The sequence below is a fragment of the Mesorhizobium sp. Arg314 genome (genome assembly GCF_053714275.1).
Map to the genome: position 1 here is coordinate 35,493 of NZ_JBSKBP010000023.1, position 14,689 is coordinate 50,181.

The window sequence follows — 14,689 nt, forward strand, 5'->3', positions numbered from 1 at the left end:
CGACGCGGACGCCCAAGCACATCCCCAACAATGCGCCCCCAACGGACGCGTCGACCATGAACGGAAATGCCAATGGCGACCTTGGCCCAGGGTCGCCGTTTTTTACCCCTGCGCCGCGGCGTATTCCGCGACCAGCGGCTCATATTCCTCAAAGGCGGGCAGCGCCGCGTAGCTGTGCACGGCCGATGTCGCCGCCCAAGGCAATTTCTCAGCCGTCCAGGTCTCGATGAAGGGCGTGAACCAGGCATGGTCGTCGAGCATGGTCGGGCGCAGATTGACGAACCAGTCGATCCCTTCCGGCCGCGTGAACATCCAGGTCATGCAATAGCCGCAGAAATAATGTTTCGAGGCGCCGTGCAGGCCGCCGATCACCGGCTCGCCCCCGGTCACCTCGAAACCTTCCGAAGGGATCGCCGCGCTCAGTGAATAGGCGCTGGACGACATCCGCTGGCAGCCGGTGCAATGGCAGGCCATGGTGAGCAAGGGGCTTGCCGAAATCTTGAGGCGCACGCGGCCGCAGCGGCAGCCACCTTCGGCGGGAAGAGTGACGGTGGGCAAGATCGGCTCCTTGGGTTGGGTTTTCCCTTCTCCCCTTGTGGGGTGAGAAGTGGTCTGCGCAGCGGACGAAAGGCCAATTGCTTGGCTTTTCGAGCTTCGAACGCCCTGAGCAATGCGAAGGGCCGGGCACCGTCGCCGAAGGCGACGGATGAGGGGTGCTCCAGGGAACGCCAGCGTCTCACTCCGCTGGAACACCCCTCATCCGTCTCGGCGATACGCGCCGATCCACCTTCTCCCACAAGGGGAGAAGGAAGAAAGCGTTCAGCCAACCAGCTCCGCCGTCGTGGTCATCCGCACGCCCTGCGCCGCGAATGCCTCGTTGTGGCGGGCGATGATGTCGGGCGCCTTTTCCTCCAGCGAATCCAGCGTCGAATGCGCGTCGGAGACCACGGTGACGCCGAGGCCTTCGGCAAAGGCGCCCTTCACTGTGGCGGCGACGCAGAAATCGGTCTGGGCGCCGATGAGCACGACGTCGCCGGCGCCCTGCCCCGCCACCCATTCGGCCAGGTCGGGGTTGGAGAATGCATTACCGACCTTCTTGCCGAAGGTCGGCTCGTCGGCGGCCTGGCCGAGCGGCGGCCATACCGGCCAGCCGGAAGCGCCCGGCGCCAGCGGGTCGCCCTCCGGCCCGTCATGGCGGATGAACGCCACCTTGCGGCCGGAATGCCGCGCCCAGTCGATCAGCCTGCGCGTGCGTTCGGCGATGGCGTCGGCGTCGTGGATCGGCGGATCGAAGCGGCCGTCGAACATGCCGGTCTGCAGGTCGATGACGATGAGCGGCGCGGCGGGGGATGGGGTGATGTCCGGCATGGCGCGAAGATAGCGTGGGTGGGGGATGGGTCAAGAACGGGAACAGCCGGCAAGCGTCTTCCTCAGTCAGGAGAAACAACCCCCAGTTGAAATCACAAAATGCTACAACTAAGGTAGGTCGAGGGATTGGGGGGTGACAATGAATGAACAATACACGGTGCATCTGATCGGCGGAGGCACTGGCGGTGACGAGCAAGCGGTGTTTGCGCTGCACGACATGGGAACAAGGTGCAGGCTCACCTGCAGTTATCGGAACAAGGTCATCGAGGCAGAAGAAGACGACTATTTCGAAGCCCTATGCCAAATCCGCAAGCAGCTCGAAGTGGAAGGGATACTGCCCTTTTGTTATGGCGCTAGTTACAATGTTTTCCCTGAAGGCACCGTGACAGAGATGAGTCGTGGATTGGTGGTCTGCAAGGTGAAAACCGGGGAACATCCTAAGAAGAGCGACTTAGTCAATATATTTGACGAAGGCTATGATGTGACGCCCGTGTTCGTCCACATGCAGCAGAAGTTTTGGGATTCGTGGCTCGCCTCCCTGCCCCGATCGCAAGACCCGGAGGTAGCGAACTCAAAGGACGGCTCAGTCCACTCCCTCTGGCAGTCTCTAACACTTAGCTTTGCCAAGATGTTGAAATCGCTTTTTCCACGGTCAGGGGAAAGATAAGGCCCCGCCCTACGACATCGGCGGCATCGGCCCCTTCAGCGCTTGCGCCAGCGCATCGCGAAAGACCGCGATCGGGCGCGCCAGCCTTCCGGCCGGCGGACGGTGCAAGAGCCAGCAGCGTACCTGCGGAGCGATCGGCTCGCTGCTGGCCGGCATCGCCTGGGCCTGGGGCGGCTGGAACGCGGTGTGCGCGGCGGGCAGGGCGTTCGGGGTGGTGGCGCTCGTGGTGGACTGGCTAGAGTAGCGCGGCGCCTACGGGGAGATACTGCGCCGCGCCGATCACCCCGCTAGTGATCCTGCAAAAGATACAAATTGCCAAGGACACCTACGCCAAGAGCAGCCATTGCAACGGCCAGCAACGAAAGCGCAGCGACAATCCGCCAGACGACTGCCAGCGAATGACCACGGTGAAGCTGACTGCAATATCCGCCGCCTATCCAGGCAACTCTCCTGAAGGCTAAAACGGCGACAATGCTGGCAACCGCCAAAGGGAAAAGCGCCAGCAACATCCTTGCGGTTGGCGGATGATTATAGAGGCCGATGACCGCCTGCGCGAAGCGGTAAACGAAGACAGGCACGTATCCTACCATCGCGACGAGGCCGCCAAGCACAAGGTACATCGCCAGACGCCACGGCCAGTCTGCGAGCCACGGTCTGGCAGCAAGTTTTTGGATTCAATAGTCGAGCGCCGCAGAACCGAGGCTGCCAAGCATCCAGCACGATCCGATCCACCAATTCATGCCGGCAGTCTATCGCTCCCTGGTTAGCTCGGGATTAAGCATGGTCAAGGTGGTCGGAGTGTTGGGCTGCGGCGTTCCCGCTTACGCATTCCTCGGATCGGCCAGGCATTGCGGGATCGCGCGGGTGGCGGCGATCAGCCTGCCGCGCATTTCCGAAGGCCGGCGCAAATTCTGCCAGTAGGCGCCGATGCCCTTCATTTCATTGCCCGCATCGCCGCCGAGCGCGCCGTCGGCGCCGACCAGCATCGTCACGACCTTGACGCCGCAGGCAAGGTTGCGGTCGGGGTCGGTGATGTCGACCTCCGACTTGAAGCCGCAATGGTATCTCTGCTCGTCCGACAGCGACAATTGCAGCAGGCCGATCGAATACTGATCCTGGTCCGCTTCCCAATAGGCGGCCGCGCTGTTGTTGACGGATTCCGCGCTGACCAGGTCGGCGAGCAGCGTGCGCCAGAACACGGCACGGCCGCTGCGGTCCTGGCGCAGATAGCCCGGGCAGAAAACCCCTATATCGGAAGGCTCGAGACCGCTCAGCGGCTTTTCGGCATCGATCAGGTATGCCAGCTTGCGCGTCACGGTCTTGTGGTCGACCATCTTTGCCACCGCGCCCTGCCCCGCAAGGCAGTTTTTCGCGAAGGCCTGCGCCTCCGGCTGGGTAGTGTGCCCATGGGATTTCCATTGCGCGGTGCAGGACTTCTCGGATGCGACAACGGGCGCCGCCGCCGGTGGAGCAGTTGGTGAGGCAGCCGCCAGTTTGTCAGGCTTGGGTGCGGCGGCTTTCGGCTTGGCAGCCTGCGGCACGGCGCTTTCGATGATCTTGGGGTTGGCGCAGCCCTCCACCAGCAGGGCAAGTCCCATCAATGCCACGACCGCGCGGATCAGCTTAAACCGAAGTCCAGCCAAAAAACGGACTGACCCGCCAACGTGCAATGACCCCTCCCGAGCGGTAAACAGGTACAGACCAGCCCGGCCTCGTATGGTCACTCTGCCAGATCGGCCGTGGCCTGTCACCCGATCCCGCCGGTGATTATGAAGGTTCCCTTGCAGCGCCCATCGGGCAACCGCGCGATGGCCGTGACGATCGAGCCGTAGGCGCCGCGCCAGACGCTGTGGAGGCCCTGGTGCGTCGAGGCCGGCACGACCACCCGGCCGGTGTATCGGTTACCGCTCGCTTGCATCAGGACGGGCTCGCCATTGACGTGAACCTTGACGGCGGCCGGCTCGTCCGCGCCCACTTCCAGCATGATCGCGATCTCGTCGGTGTCGCCGAAATGCGTCGTCTGTCCGGTGAGCGCAAGCGTAAGCGGCGCATCGCCTGCCGCCACGCCCCTGCCCTCGAACACATCATCGGCCAGCGCCGGCGTGCGCGGCGGGACGGTGCGGCGTTGCGTGGCGCGTTCGTAATCGCCGGCAATCGCCAACAGCGCCGCGTCGTCATAGGCCTTACCGGCGAAGGTCAATCCGACCGGCATGCCGATGTCGGCCATGGTGCCCATCGGCACCGTCACCGTCGGGATGCCAAGATGGCGCCAGACGAGATTGCCGTTGGCGACCCAGGTGCCGTTGCGCCAGGCAAGCGCGGCCGAGGCCTCGTTGATGTCGGCATCGGCCGGGCCGACATCGGCGACAGCCGGCAGCACCACGGCATCGAGGCGGTTGGCATCGAGCCAGTCCTCGAAATCGACGCGGCGCGTTGCCTCCAGGCCCTTCAGTCCCGCCTCTATGGTCGGAATGTCCGCGAGCGGCGCCACGCCTTTCTTTGCCCGCTCCACATATTGCCCCAGATCGAAATCGGCGTCCCCATAACGGTCGGGCAGCGTGCCGGGCGGCTGCGGGAAAATCTTGTTGCCGTCGACCGACGCAAGATCGGGGATAGCCGGATCGGCATTGGCGCGCAGGAAATCGTCCCACGACCAGATGGACAGCTCCCAGATCTCGCACCCGGCGAATTCCACCGGCACCAGCCCGCGGTCGACCATCGACAGCGCGCCCGGACGGGCGCGCTCATAGTTGGAGACGACAGGGAAATCGACCTCGACCACCTCGGCGCCGAGCGCTTCCATATCGCGCGCCGCCTGCCGCCACAGCTCCAGCACCGAGGCGCGGGTCTCGATCGGGCGCTCCGCGCCATCATCCTTGCCGATATACATTTTCGGCACGCCGAGGCGTTTGCCCTTGAGCGCGCCTTGCACGGCAAGCGCCGTATAGCTCGCCGGCCGCAGCGCCGAGGCTCTAGGGATATCCACCCAGGGCTGCACGCGCCAGAAATCGCCGCGCGTCTCGACATCGTCGGCGACGATGATTTCGAGCAGCTCCAGCATGTCGGGAACGGTGCGTGTATGCGGCACCACCACATCCATGGTCGGCACCAGCGGCCAGTTGCCACGCACCGAGATCACGCCGCGCGAGGGCGTGTAGGCGACCAAAGCATTGTTGGAGGCCGGCGCGCGCCCGGACGACCAGGTTTCTTCGCCCAAGCCGAAGGCGGCGAACGACGCGGCAGTCGCCGTGCCCGAACCGTTGGATGAGCCGGAGGCGAAGGCGGCGGTGAGGAAATCCCTGTTGTAAGGGCTCTCGGCACGGCCGTAGACGCCGCGCTGCATGCCGCCATTGGCCATCGGCGGCATGTTGGTGAGGCCGATCAGCACCGTGCCCGCGGCGCGCAGCCGGGCGATGGTGAAAGCATCCTCGGCGGCAACAAGACGCTCGAAGGCCGGCGAGCCGGCCGCCACCGTCAGGCCCTTCGCCTTGTAGCTGTCCTTGGCGGTGTAGGGGATGCCGTCGAGCGGCCCGAGGACCCTGCCCTCGCGACGACGACGGTCGGAGGCCTCGGCCTCCTCGAAACTGTTCGGATTGAGGATGGGCACGGCGTTGAGCGCGATGCCGTGGCGATCGTAATGCGCAATGCGCCTGAGATACGCGCCGACCAGCTCGACGCTGGTGACGGTGCCGTCTGCCAGCGCGCGGCGCAGGTCGGCGATCGAGGCTTCGACGAGGTGGAGAGAGGGCATGATTCGTCCTTGCGCCCGTGATCGGCTGTATCGACCCAAGGCCGCGTTCCGTCACACCCCCCCTCTGCCCTGCCGGGCATCTCCCCCGCAAGGGGGGAGATTGATGTCGCGAACGCTTTCGCCAATTGTCGGCCTCGCAGGGCATGGCGGCGCACGGAAGCTGCTGATCTCCCCCTTGGGGCCCTCGAGGGGGAGATGGCCGGCAGGCCAGAGGGGGGAGATGGCCGGCAGGCCAGAGGGGGGTGCTGTCCCGCCCGCCTTCCGGCGCCCCCGCAAAGGCACGGCCTGCTCGGCCGTTTGCTTGACAGAAACCGCTCATATGAGATTATCCGCCAATGTTTTACGAGGGCAATTACATGAAGAAGACTTACGAAAAGCCGGTTTTCGTACGCAAGGGCCAGCTTTCGACGGTTGTGGCGACTGCTTCGCTTGTCAACGGCGCCTGATAGGGCTACCCAAAAATTGATCTCTCAATAATCCCCGCCACGGCCGGGATTATCTTGTGATTCAGCTCTTGGACTTTGACCAACATTCCTGATGGTTACGTGGCCAGCCGCTGTGTCTGCCGGTGGCCTTCAGGCCTTGTCCCGCCGGTACGCTCCGGCGACATCAGAGCGCCACCACGAGATCATCCAGCACGGCCTGCCAGTGGTGCCTGGTGGAGATACGCACGCGTGTCACCGCCTTGAGCATCGGCGCATGGTGGACCGGCGCCAGCGCCGACAGCACGATCTCATTCCTGGCGATCAGTTCCTCCCCCAGCCAACTTTCGACCAGCGCGACCTCGCCTTCCGACGTAAGCCAGGCCGCGGTCAGCATCACCGAATGGAAGCCGAAGGGCGCGGCGCGGCCGAACTCGGCCGGATGGCCGCTGCTGGTATAGGCGATGTAGGCGCCCGACACGTTGCCGTTGACATAGCCCTCGCTGTTTGGCGTGTGGTCGCGCGACATGGCGTTGAGATTGCGCCAGTCGAGCCCGGCATGGCCTGACGGCACCTTGCACAGGCCGCGCGGGGTTATGTCGTCGAAACCGATGACGGTGAGCGTTGCCTCGGGCGCCGGCGCACCGGGCGACAACCGGCCGAGATCGACCGGATAGGCCGATAGCTTGAGTCGCCGGTCGAGCCCGGAACCGGCAATGACGATTTCATCGGCATCGATGCCCAGCGGGAGGCGGAAGGCGGCGTCCGCGGGCAGGGCGCGGCTCTCGAGCAACTGGCCCTTGCCCATGACCGACAGCGTGGCGCCCGTCCCGGCCGGCGTGCTGCCGCTAACCGTCCGCCGCGGCGCCAGACCGACCGGCTTCGGCAGGCCCTCGCCGGCGAGGCCAACCATGGAGCCCGGCGCTTCCAGCAGCCGCACCGGCTGGTCCGCATTGGCGCTGCTGGCGCGCCAGCCGGGCGGCACCGAGACCGCGAAACGATAGACCCCGGGCCGCTGGATCACCGCGCTGCGGCGCTTGGCCGACATCGCGAAATTGGCGAAGCCGGCGCCGTTGCTGCGCGCGGCGGCAAGGAACGCGCCGCGCTCGTCATAGAGCCGCACCATAACGCCCGCCATCGGCCGGTCGGCCACGCCATAGGTGCCGTCGTCGTCGACATCCATGTAGACGAAGGACGAGAAGTTGAGCTTGCCGGATGTCGGGCCCCAAGTGACGCGCTGCGCATAGTCGCCGGCCGGATTGGGGTTGCCGCGCGCCTTGCGGCGCTTGCGGCCCCGCCGCAGCGCGATCGCGATCAGGGCGATCGCGCCGGCAAGGACGAGGGTCGAGATGAGGACGACGAGGGCAGTGTCAGCCATGGCGGGGAGGCGATGGATGGAGACATGCGTTCAAGATCACGAGCATGATGTTGGTCCCCCTTGAATATATTTTCAACCTAGCCTGCGTCATCTTTCCTGCACAGCTGCAGTTGGCGAGAAGCGGGCGATGGCGGCGGGACAGCACCCCCCCCTCTGTCCTGCCGGACATCTCCCCTTGCGGGGGAGATGTCCGGCAGGACAGAGGGGGGGTGGGCGGGAACTCGGTCAAGCCGATTGAGGTGCTTAAGACACGCCGCGCCCCTCCTCACCCCAATTCCGCCCAGACCGGCGCGTGGTCGCTGGGGTTGTCCCCTCCCCGCACCTCGCGGTCGATGCCCGCCGCTTTCAGTTTTCGCGCCAGCTTCTTCGACAGCAATATGTGGTCGAGCCGCAATCCCGCGTCGCGCAGCCAGCGGTTCCGGCGGTAGTCCCAGAAGGTGTAAAGCTTCCCCTCCTTGGGGAAGACCTTGCGCAGCGCGTCGGTCCAGCCCTGGTCGATTAGCGCGGCGAAGGCGGCGCGGCTTTGCGGTTGCACCAGCGCGTTGTCGTCATAGGAGCGGGTCTCATAGATGTCGCGCGGTTCGGGCACGATGTTGAAGTCGCCGGCGAGCACCACCGGCAGGCCGGTGTCGAGGAGATCACCGGCATGCGCGGCGAAGCGCTCGTGCCAGGCGAGCTTATAGTCGAATTTCGGCCCCGGCCGCGGGTTGCCGTTCGGCGCGTAGAGGCAGGCGATGACCACGCCGTCGACCGCCGCCTCGATGTAGCGCGCCTGGCGGTCGGCATCGTCGCCGGGCAGTGCATCTCTGGTCAGGACGGGTTCGGCGCCGCGAGCCAGTATGGCGACGCCGTTCCAGGTAGGCTCGCCCTTCCACACCGCGCCATAGCCTGCGTTCGCAAGTCTGGTCAGCGGAAACTGCGTGTCGCGGGACTTGAGTTCCTGCAGGCAGACAACATCGGGCTTTGCCCTGGCGAGCCAGGCGAGCAGGTTTTCCAGCCGGCTGTTGATGTTGTTGATGTTGAAGGTGGCGAGCTTCATTTGCCGAAGACGCGCCTCGCTTCGTCATCCTCGGGCTTGACCCGAGGATCCATGCCGTGACGGTCGCCGTGGGGTTCGGCGATGCAGGATTCTGAGACGCCGCAACGCTCGTATGTAACGGCATGGATCCTAGGGTCTGCGCGCGTCGCTTCGCTCCTTGCTTCGCCCTAGGATGACGAGCTCGAGGGCGCGAATTTAGCGTCGATCGTCTCCGCCACCGTCTTCAGATGATCCGCCGTCGAAAAGCCCGAGATCGCCTTGCGCGGCTTCAAATCGTGGTCGCCATCCTCGAGCCAGATCACCTCGATGGCATTGGAAAGGCCGTAGTTCGCGACTTCATCCCTTGTGCCGAACTCGTCGCGCGTGCCCTGGAAGATCAGCGCCGGGGTCTTCAAATCAATGAGATGCTTCGTCCGCAACTGCTCGGGCTTGCCCGGCGGATGGAACGGATAGCCGAGGCAAACCAGACCGGCGATCTCGCCTTTTTCAAACATCTCGTCGGCGACCATCGAGGCGACGCGGCCGCCCATCGACTTGCCGCCGATGATCAGCTTGCCGGCCACGCCCTTGGCGCGCAGATCGGCGATCGCCTTGATGTATTCCGGGTTCACAGTCTCGGCGCGCGGCGGCGGCTTGCGGTGACCGTAGCGGCGCGCCGCCATGTAGTGGAACTCGAAACGCGCGACTTGGAAGCCGGCCGCTGCGAGTGCCTTGGCAGTGGCGGTCATCGAGGGCGAGTCCATTGACGCGCCGGCGCCGTGGGCGAGCAGGATGGTGACGGGGGCGGTGTCATGGCCGTCGAAGAGGAAGTGGGTCATGGGTGCTCCAACCTCTCCTTCTCCCCTTGTGGGAGAAGGTGGCCGAGCGAAGCTCGGACGGATGAGGGGTGCTCCAGCTTGGCGGACACGTCCATCGATATCCTTACTAGCGACAAGGTCACCAGCGCCTCATTCCTTCCAACACCCCTCATCCGTCTCGGCGCTATGCGCCGATCCACCTTCTCCCACAAGGGGAGAAGGCTAGGCGCTCACCCCGCCGTGCGCGCCATATGCAAATCCACGAACTGTATCCCCTTTTGCGCAGTCCGCGCCCATTCGGACTTCGCGTCGAGCTCCAGGTAGCGCACCCACAGCCGGCGCGCCTCGGCAAGATTGCCCGCATCGAATTCCAGCCGCGCGAGGTTGAACACCGGGTCGGCATAGGTCTTGTCGAGCGCGATTGCCTTCTGCAGATGCCGCCGCGCCGAGGCAACCTTGCCCTCGTCACTCATCAGCCCGGCGAGGTTGAACCAGGCTTCGACGAAGCCCGGATCGAGTTTTATCGCACGCGCGTAGTCGTGCGCTGCCTCCGCCACGCGGCCGGCGCCACGCAGGCAGTTGGCGCGGTTGAAGGCTGCGATGGCGTCTTTCGGGTCGATCGCCAGGCAGCGCTGGTAGAGCGCGGCCGCATCGTCGTGGCGCCCCTCCTCTTCCGCCATCTCCGCCTCGGCGAACAGCTCCTCCAGCGTGTCGTCTTCCGGGGAGCCGAGGTCGAACAGCAATTGGCCGTCGAGCTCGCTCCGGCCTTCGTCGAGATAAATCGCATCGGGGCGGCCGCGCTGCGAGCCGAGGTTGAGCGACTTGGCGGTGAGCGAGGCGACCGGGCCGGAGCGGTGCACGGAACGCGCGATTGCGCCCCAGGAGGCGCCACTGGCGATCAGCCCGGCATATTTGCGCGCCAGGATCAGGTCGCGGAAGGAATAGGGTTCGCCGTCATGCTCGAAGGCGTCGAACAGCGACAGCATGTCGAGATCGGCACCGGCTAGCCGCGATTGGTCGATGAGCGACTGCCTGGAGAGCGAGGAGGCGTCCGGCGCCTTCATCAGCCCGAGCAGCCGCAGGAAACCATTCTCGCTGATCAGCGCGCGACCGGCTTCGCGCTCAGCCTTCGCGCAACGCTCGATATCGGCATCGCCGGCTCTCGTCATTCCGGCCTTGGCGAGAAGCGCGCGGCCGAACACGACATCAGTGGTGCGGCGGGTGACGCCGCGCCTCAGCTCCGCATGGCGGCGCTCGACCTCCCGCGCCGCCAGGCGCAGCGGAAAGGCGGCCAGCGCGCCGACGACGCCGAAGACGGCGCCGGGAACGATCACTGACCCTGCATTTCCCGTCACTTCTTGCTCTTGCCGACGGCCTTCAACAGGTTCGCCTTCAGCGGGTTCTCAGGCGCGCCGCCGGCAGCCGCCTTCCTGGCGGGCTTGGCTGGCGCTTCCTCGGCCTTGCTCTTCGACTTGGCCGGAGGCTTCGCCTGCTGCGAGAGGCTCGCCTTCAGCGCGTCCATCAGGTTGATGACGTTGCCGCGCTCGGGCGCGGCCGCGATGATCGGCTTGTGGCCCTTCAGCTTCTCGCGGATCATCGCCATCAGCGCCACCTCGTAACGATCCTCGTAGTTCTTCGGATCGAAGTGGGTTTCCTTCTGCTTGATCAGCGCCTCGGCCAGCTGCAGCATTTCCGCGTCGGGCTTGGCATCCGGGATGTTGCCGAAATATTCATTGGTGCCGCGCACTTCGTTGGGATTCCTCAACGTGCAGACGAACATGCCGTTCTCGCGCGCCCCGATCGTCACGACACGCTCGCGGCTGGACAGCACCAGGCGCGCAATGGCAACCTTGCCGGACTTGCGCATGGCTTCGCGCAGCACCGCGAAGGTTTCCTCCGCCATGGCGCCGTCGGGCGCCAGATAATAGGGCGCGTCCTGGTAGATGACATCGACCTCACCCTCGTCGACGAAGGCCTCGATGTTCATCGTGTGGTTGGACTCGATCCTGACCGCATCGAGGTCGGCGTCATCGATGATGATGTACTGCTTGTCCTCATACTCGTAGCCGCGCACCAGGTCCGAGCGCTCGACCAGGCCAAGCTCGGGATCGACCGGCTTCATGTTGATGCGGTTGTGGGTCTTCTTGTGCAGCTGATTGAACGAAATACGCTCGCTCGCGCTGGTGGCCGGATAGAGCCGGACCGGACAGCTGACGAGGCTGAGCTTGAGGTAACCTTTCCAACTTGCCCTGGGCGCCATGATGAACTCCTACGCGGCCATGCGCTGACATTTATGGTGGAGCATGGTCTTGTCCAAAAACCGGTTCCCACTTTTTGGGACCATGCTCGTTAGCTTGAGCATGATCTTCTCCAAAACCGGTTCCCACTTTTGGGATCATGCTCTCTTCAGCGCTTCGTCCAAAGGACGATTGGCGCCGTGGAAATCCTACACCGACCCCTCACCTTACAGCCGAATTCCTAGCGAAATGTTTTTCGGGGCCGGCGGGAGAATAATTCAAATTGTAAGGAGCGTCGATGGCGATAGAGTGCCGTGGCCCCGTCCAAGCTTCCGCCGTAGCCGAATTGGAAGATCGGCCAAAAGATCGGCCAATTTCCATATACCATTTAAGAAAATCTTTTATGATCATATAGTTACAAGATTGCCCGATCGGCCAAATTGAGGCTGTTTCCGCAAAGCCGAGAATCCAACTACCCGACGGCCGGCAGATCCCTCGCCGCCTCGTCGATCTCAGCCCAGGGATCGCCCGACGTCTCCAGCAAGCCCGGCAGCGAGGCGTAGTTCAGGTCCTCGGGCGCGTCGACCGTCTCCAGGTCGATCCAGCTTACCGGCGTCGAGGCCGGCAAATTGGTACGGGCGCGCAGCGAATAGGGCGCCGCGGAGGTGTGGCCTCGGGCGTTGCGGTGGAAGTCGATGAAGATCCGCTTCTTGCGGTTTTCCTTGCCCATGGTGGTGGTGAAGCTGTCGGGCGCGCTTGCTGCCAGCAAAGTCGAAATCGCGCTCGATGCCTGGTGCAGCTTCTTCCAGTTCTGCTTGCGCGTCACCGGCACGGTGATGTGGATGCCCTTGCCGCCGGAGGTCTTGGCGAAGGGCACGAGGCCGAGGCTTTCCAACCCGCCCTTGATGTGGACGGCAGCCTCCACCACCTCGCGCCAGGAAATCCCCTCGCCCGGGTCGAGGTCGAAGACGATCTGGTCGGGCTTGTCGAGCTTCGAGCGATGCGTGCCCCAGGTGTGGAATTCCACCACGCCGAACTGCGCCAGCGCCAGATAGCCCTTGGCGTCCTCGACCGAGAGATAGGTTTTCGTCTCGCCTTCCGAATTGATGCTCTCGAACACCGCCACCGAAGGCGGCATGCCGGTGAAGGCGTGGCGCTGGAAGAAGCAGTCCTGCGGCTTGCCGGTCGGGCAGCGCACCAGCGACACCGGCCGGCCGATGATGTGCGGCAGCATGAAATCGCCGACCAGCGCGTAATAGACGGCGATGTCGAGTTTGGTCGGCCCGGTCTTGCCGAACAGGCGCCGTTCCGGATTGGTGACCCAGATGGTGGCGAGATCGGACTCCGCGATCAGCCGCTTGCGCTTGACCGGCGCTGGCGTGGTCAGCCCGCCGACATCGCGCAACCCGCGAAAGACGCCGTGGCGGATGGCATTGTCGGCGGTGCGGTTCGAATAGCGCACGCGTGCCGACAGCAGCGGCTTCACCCAATGCATCTCGCGCATGATCTCGCGCGGCACGCCTTCGGGTGGCGTGGCGCCGGCGGTCATCCGCTCCAGCCTGACGAGCAGGTCGCCCGCCATGTCGCGGTCGAAGCCGGTGCCGACCTTGCCGCGATAATGCAGCTCGCCATTCTCGAACTCGGCCATGCCCAGCGCCGCCAGCCCCTCCGCGCGATCGGAGACGGTGTAGCCGGCGATGACGAAATCATCCGTCTTTTGCGCCTTGACCTTGGTCCAGCTCTTGGTGCGGCCGCTGATATAGATGGCGTCGGCGCGCTTGGAGACGACGCCTTCCAATCCAAGGTCCGAGGCTTGTTCGTAGAGCCCTCGCCCGTCGCCCTCGACATGGTCGCTGTACTGGATGGCGGCGTTGGCGGCCTGGCCGGCGAGCAATTCGGCAAGCAGGCCTTTTCGCCTTTGCAGCGGCGCCTTGCGCAGGTCCCAGCCGTCGAGGTGGAGAAGGTCGAAGGCATAGAAATGCAGTTTCGAGCCGGCGCCTTCGGCCAGCGCGTCCTGCAGCAGCGCGAAACGCGAGATGCCCTTGTCGTCGAGCACCATGATCTCGCCGTCGATGATCGCCTGGGCGACCGGCAGTCGCGAAAAGGCCTGCGGAAGATCGCCGTAGCGCTTCGTCCAGTCGATGCCGCCGCGGGTGATCAACCGCACCTCGCCATCCACGACATGCGCCATGGTGCGGTAGCCGTCGAATTTTATCTCGTGCAGCCAGAGCTCGCCGGTGCGCTCGGCAGGATCATCGCTGCCTGGCGGTTTCGGCACCTGCGTGGCGAGCTGCGGCTCGATGCGGGTCGGCGGGTCGCCCTTCAGCGCGCCGGGCAGCGCGGCGGGTTTCAGCGAGCCGGCTTTCGGCGGCAGGCGTTCGCGCTTCTTAGGCGGCGCCGCCAGCTCCTCGATGCGGCGGCCCGATTTCACGCTTTCAGGCCGCGCTTCCAGGATGTCGAGCTTGGTGTCCGAGGCGAGGTCGCGCTCCTTGAAGAGCAGCCAGTTCTTCTTGTTTTCGTCCTCGCCGGGCTTCGGCTTGAGACGCGTCAGCATCCAGCCGCCATTCAGCTTCTGCCCGGCCAACCGAAACTTGAAGGCGCCGGTCCTGAGGCTCATTTCGACATCCTCCATCGGCGCCCAGGTGCCGGTGTCCCAGACGATCATCGGCCCGCCGCCATATTCGCCCTCGGGGATGACGCCCTCGAAGTCGATGTATTCGATGGGGTGGTCCTCGGTCTCGACGGCGAGGCGCTTGTCGGCCGGATTGAGCGAAGGTCCGCGCGGCACCGCCCAGCTCTTCAGCACGCCGCCGACTTCGAGACGCAGATCATAGTGGTCTGCGGTGGCGTGGTGCTTGTGGACGACGAAGCGGTTGGAGCCACCGACTTCCGGTCCGCCGGCAGGCTCGGGCGTGCGGGAGAATTCGCGCTTGGCGCGGTAGGATTTGAGCTTGGCGGGCATGACTAGGCGGGAGTGATGTCAAGCGAAGGCTGCCAGCGCCGCGTTCCGGCACACCCCCCTCTGTCCTG

General features: G+C 64.8%; 14 protein-coding genes. 2 read left to right on the forward strand and 12 right to left on the reverse strand.

Annotated elements, in window-relative coordinates; genetic code table 11:
- Nucleotides 1–102 precede the first annotated feature (102 nt).
- Both ACWGS9_RS22440 and ACWGS9_RS22445 read right to left on the reverse strand, forming a co-directional pair.
- The gene (locus ACWGS9_RS22440; protein ID WP_454507305.1) at nucleotides 103–558 is read right to left on the reverse strand and encodes a GFA family protein; all 456 of its coding nucleotides are present in this window, start codon (nucleotides 556–558) and stop codon (nucleotides 103–105) included.
- Between the two features lie 261 nt (nucleotides 559–819).
- Complete coding sequence (locus tag ACWGS9_RS22445; protein ID WP_454507306.1) at nucleotides 820–1,368, reverse strand: isochorismatase family protein; 549 nt, start codon at nucleotides 1,366–1,368, stop codon at nucleotides 820–822.
- Nucleotides 1,369–1,507: 139 nt separating this feature from the next.
- Between ACWGS9_RS22445 and ACWGS9_RS22450 the strand changes: the two genes are divergently transcribed.
- Nucleotides 1,508–2,035, forward strand: a complete 528-nt coding sequence (locus tag ACWGS9_RS22450; protein WP_454507307.1) for a hypothetical protein — start codon at nucleotides 1,508–1,510, stop codon at nucleotides 2,033–2,035.
- Nucleotides 2,036–2,044: 9 nt separating this feature from the next.
- Here ACWGS9_RS22450 and ACWGS9_RS22455 read toward each other — a convergent pair whose 3' ends face one another.
- From ACWGS9_RS22455 to ACWGS9_RS22470, 4 genes are all read right to left on the reverse strand, one after another.
- Nucleotides 2,045–2,191 carry a hypothetical protein gene (locus ACWGS9_RS22455; RefSeq protein ID WP_454507308.1) on the reverse strand — a complete coding sequence of 49 codons (147 nt, stop codon included), beginning with the start codon at nucleotides 2,189–2,191 and terminating at the stop codon, nucleotides 2,045–2,047.
- 131 nt (nucleotides 2,192–2,322) lie between these two features.
- Nucleotides 2,323–2,655, reverse strand: coding sequence for a hypothetical protein (locus ACWGS9_RS22460; RefSeq protein ID WP_454507309.1), 333 nt, complete (start codon nucleotides 2,653–2,655; stop codon nucleotides 2,323–2,325).
- 201 nt (nucleotides 2,656–2,856) lie between these two features.
- A complete protein-coding gene (locus ACWGS9_RS22465) occupies nucleotides 2,857–3,633 on the reverse strand; it encodes a hypothetical protein (protein WP_454507310.1) in 777 nt (258 codons plus the stop codon).
- A 149-nt stretch (nucleotides 3,634–3,782) separates the two neighbouring features.
- Nucleotides 3,783–5,786 (reverse strand): amidase, encoded by a 2,004-nt coding sequence (locus ACWGS9_RS22470; protein ID WP_454507311.1) that lies wholly within the window; start codon nucleotides 5,784–5,786, stop codon nucleotides 3,783–3,785.
- Nucleotides 5,787–6,142: 356 nt separating this feature from the next.
- Here ACWGS9_RS22470 and ACWGS9_RS22475 point away from each other — a divergent pair, with 356 nt between their 5' ends.
- A complete protein-coding gene (locus ACWGS9_RS22475; protein WP_454507312.1) occupies nucleotides 6,143–6,232 on the forward strand; it encodes a putative RiPP precursor in 90 nt (29 codons plus the stop codon).
- Nucleotides 6,233–6,395: 163 nt separating this feature from the next.
- Here ACWGS9_RS22475 and ACWGS9_RS22480 read toward each other — a convergent pair whose 3' ends face one another.
- The 6 genes from ACWGS9_RS22480 to ligD form a co-directional block, all read right to left on the reverse strand.
- Entirely contained in the window at nucleotides 6,396–7,586 is a 1,191-nt protein-coding gene (locus ACWGS9_RS22480; RefSeq protein WP_454507313.1) for a hypothetical protein, read from the reverse strand.
- A gap of 265 nt (nucleotides 7,587–7,851) precedes the next feature.
- The gene (gene xth, locus ACWGS9_RS22485) at nucleotides 7,852–8,625 is read right to left on the reverse strand and encodes an exodeoxyribonuclease III (RefSeq protein ID WP_454507314.1); all 774 of its coding nucleotides are present in this window, start codon (nucleotides 8,623–8,625) and stop codon (nucleotides 7,852–7,854) included.
- A 167-nt stretch (nucleotides 8,626–8,792) separates the two neighbouring features.
- On the reverse strand, nucleotides 8,793–9,443 hold the full coding sequence (locus ACWGS9_RS22490; RefSeq protein WP_454507315.1) for an alpha/beta hydrolase family protein: 651 nt from the start codon (nucleotides 9,441–9,443) through the stop codon (nucleotides 8,793–8,795).
- A 209-nt stretch (nucleotides 9,444–9,652) separates the two neighbouring features.
- Nucleotides 9,653–10,756: a tetratricopeptide repeat protein gene (locus tag ACWGS9_RS22495; protein ID WP_454507360.1), complete on the reverse strand. Its 1,104-nt coding sequence runs from the start codon at nucleotides 10,754–10,756 to the stop codon at nucleotides 9,653–9,655.
- A gap of 17 nt (nucleotides 10,757–10,773) precedes the next feature.
- Nucleotides 10,774–11,682: a non-homologous end joining protein Ku gene (gene ku / locus ACWGS9_RS22500; protein ID WP_454507316.1), complete on the reverse strand. Its 909-nt coding sequence runs from the start codon at nucleotides 11,680–11,682 to the stop codon at nucleotides 10,774–10,776.
- Nucleotides 11,683–12,131: 449 nt separating this feature from the next.
- A complete protein-coding gene (gene ligD / locus ACWGS9_RS22505) occupies nucleotides 12,132–14,621 on the reverse strand; it encodes a DNA ligase D (protein ID WP_454507317.1) in 2,490 nt (829 codons plus the stop codon).
- Between the last annotated feature and the right edge of the window lie 68 nt (nucleotides 14,622–14,689).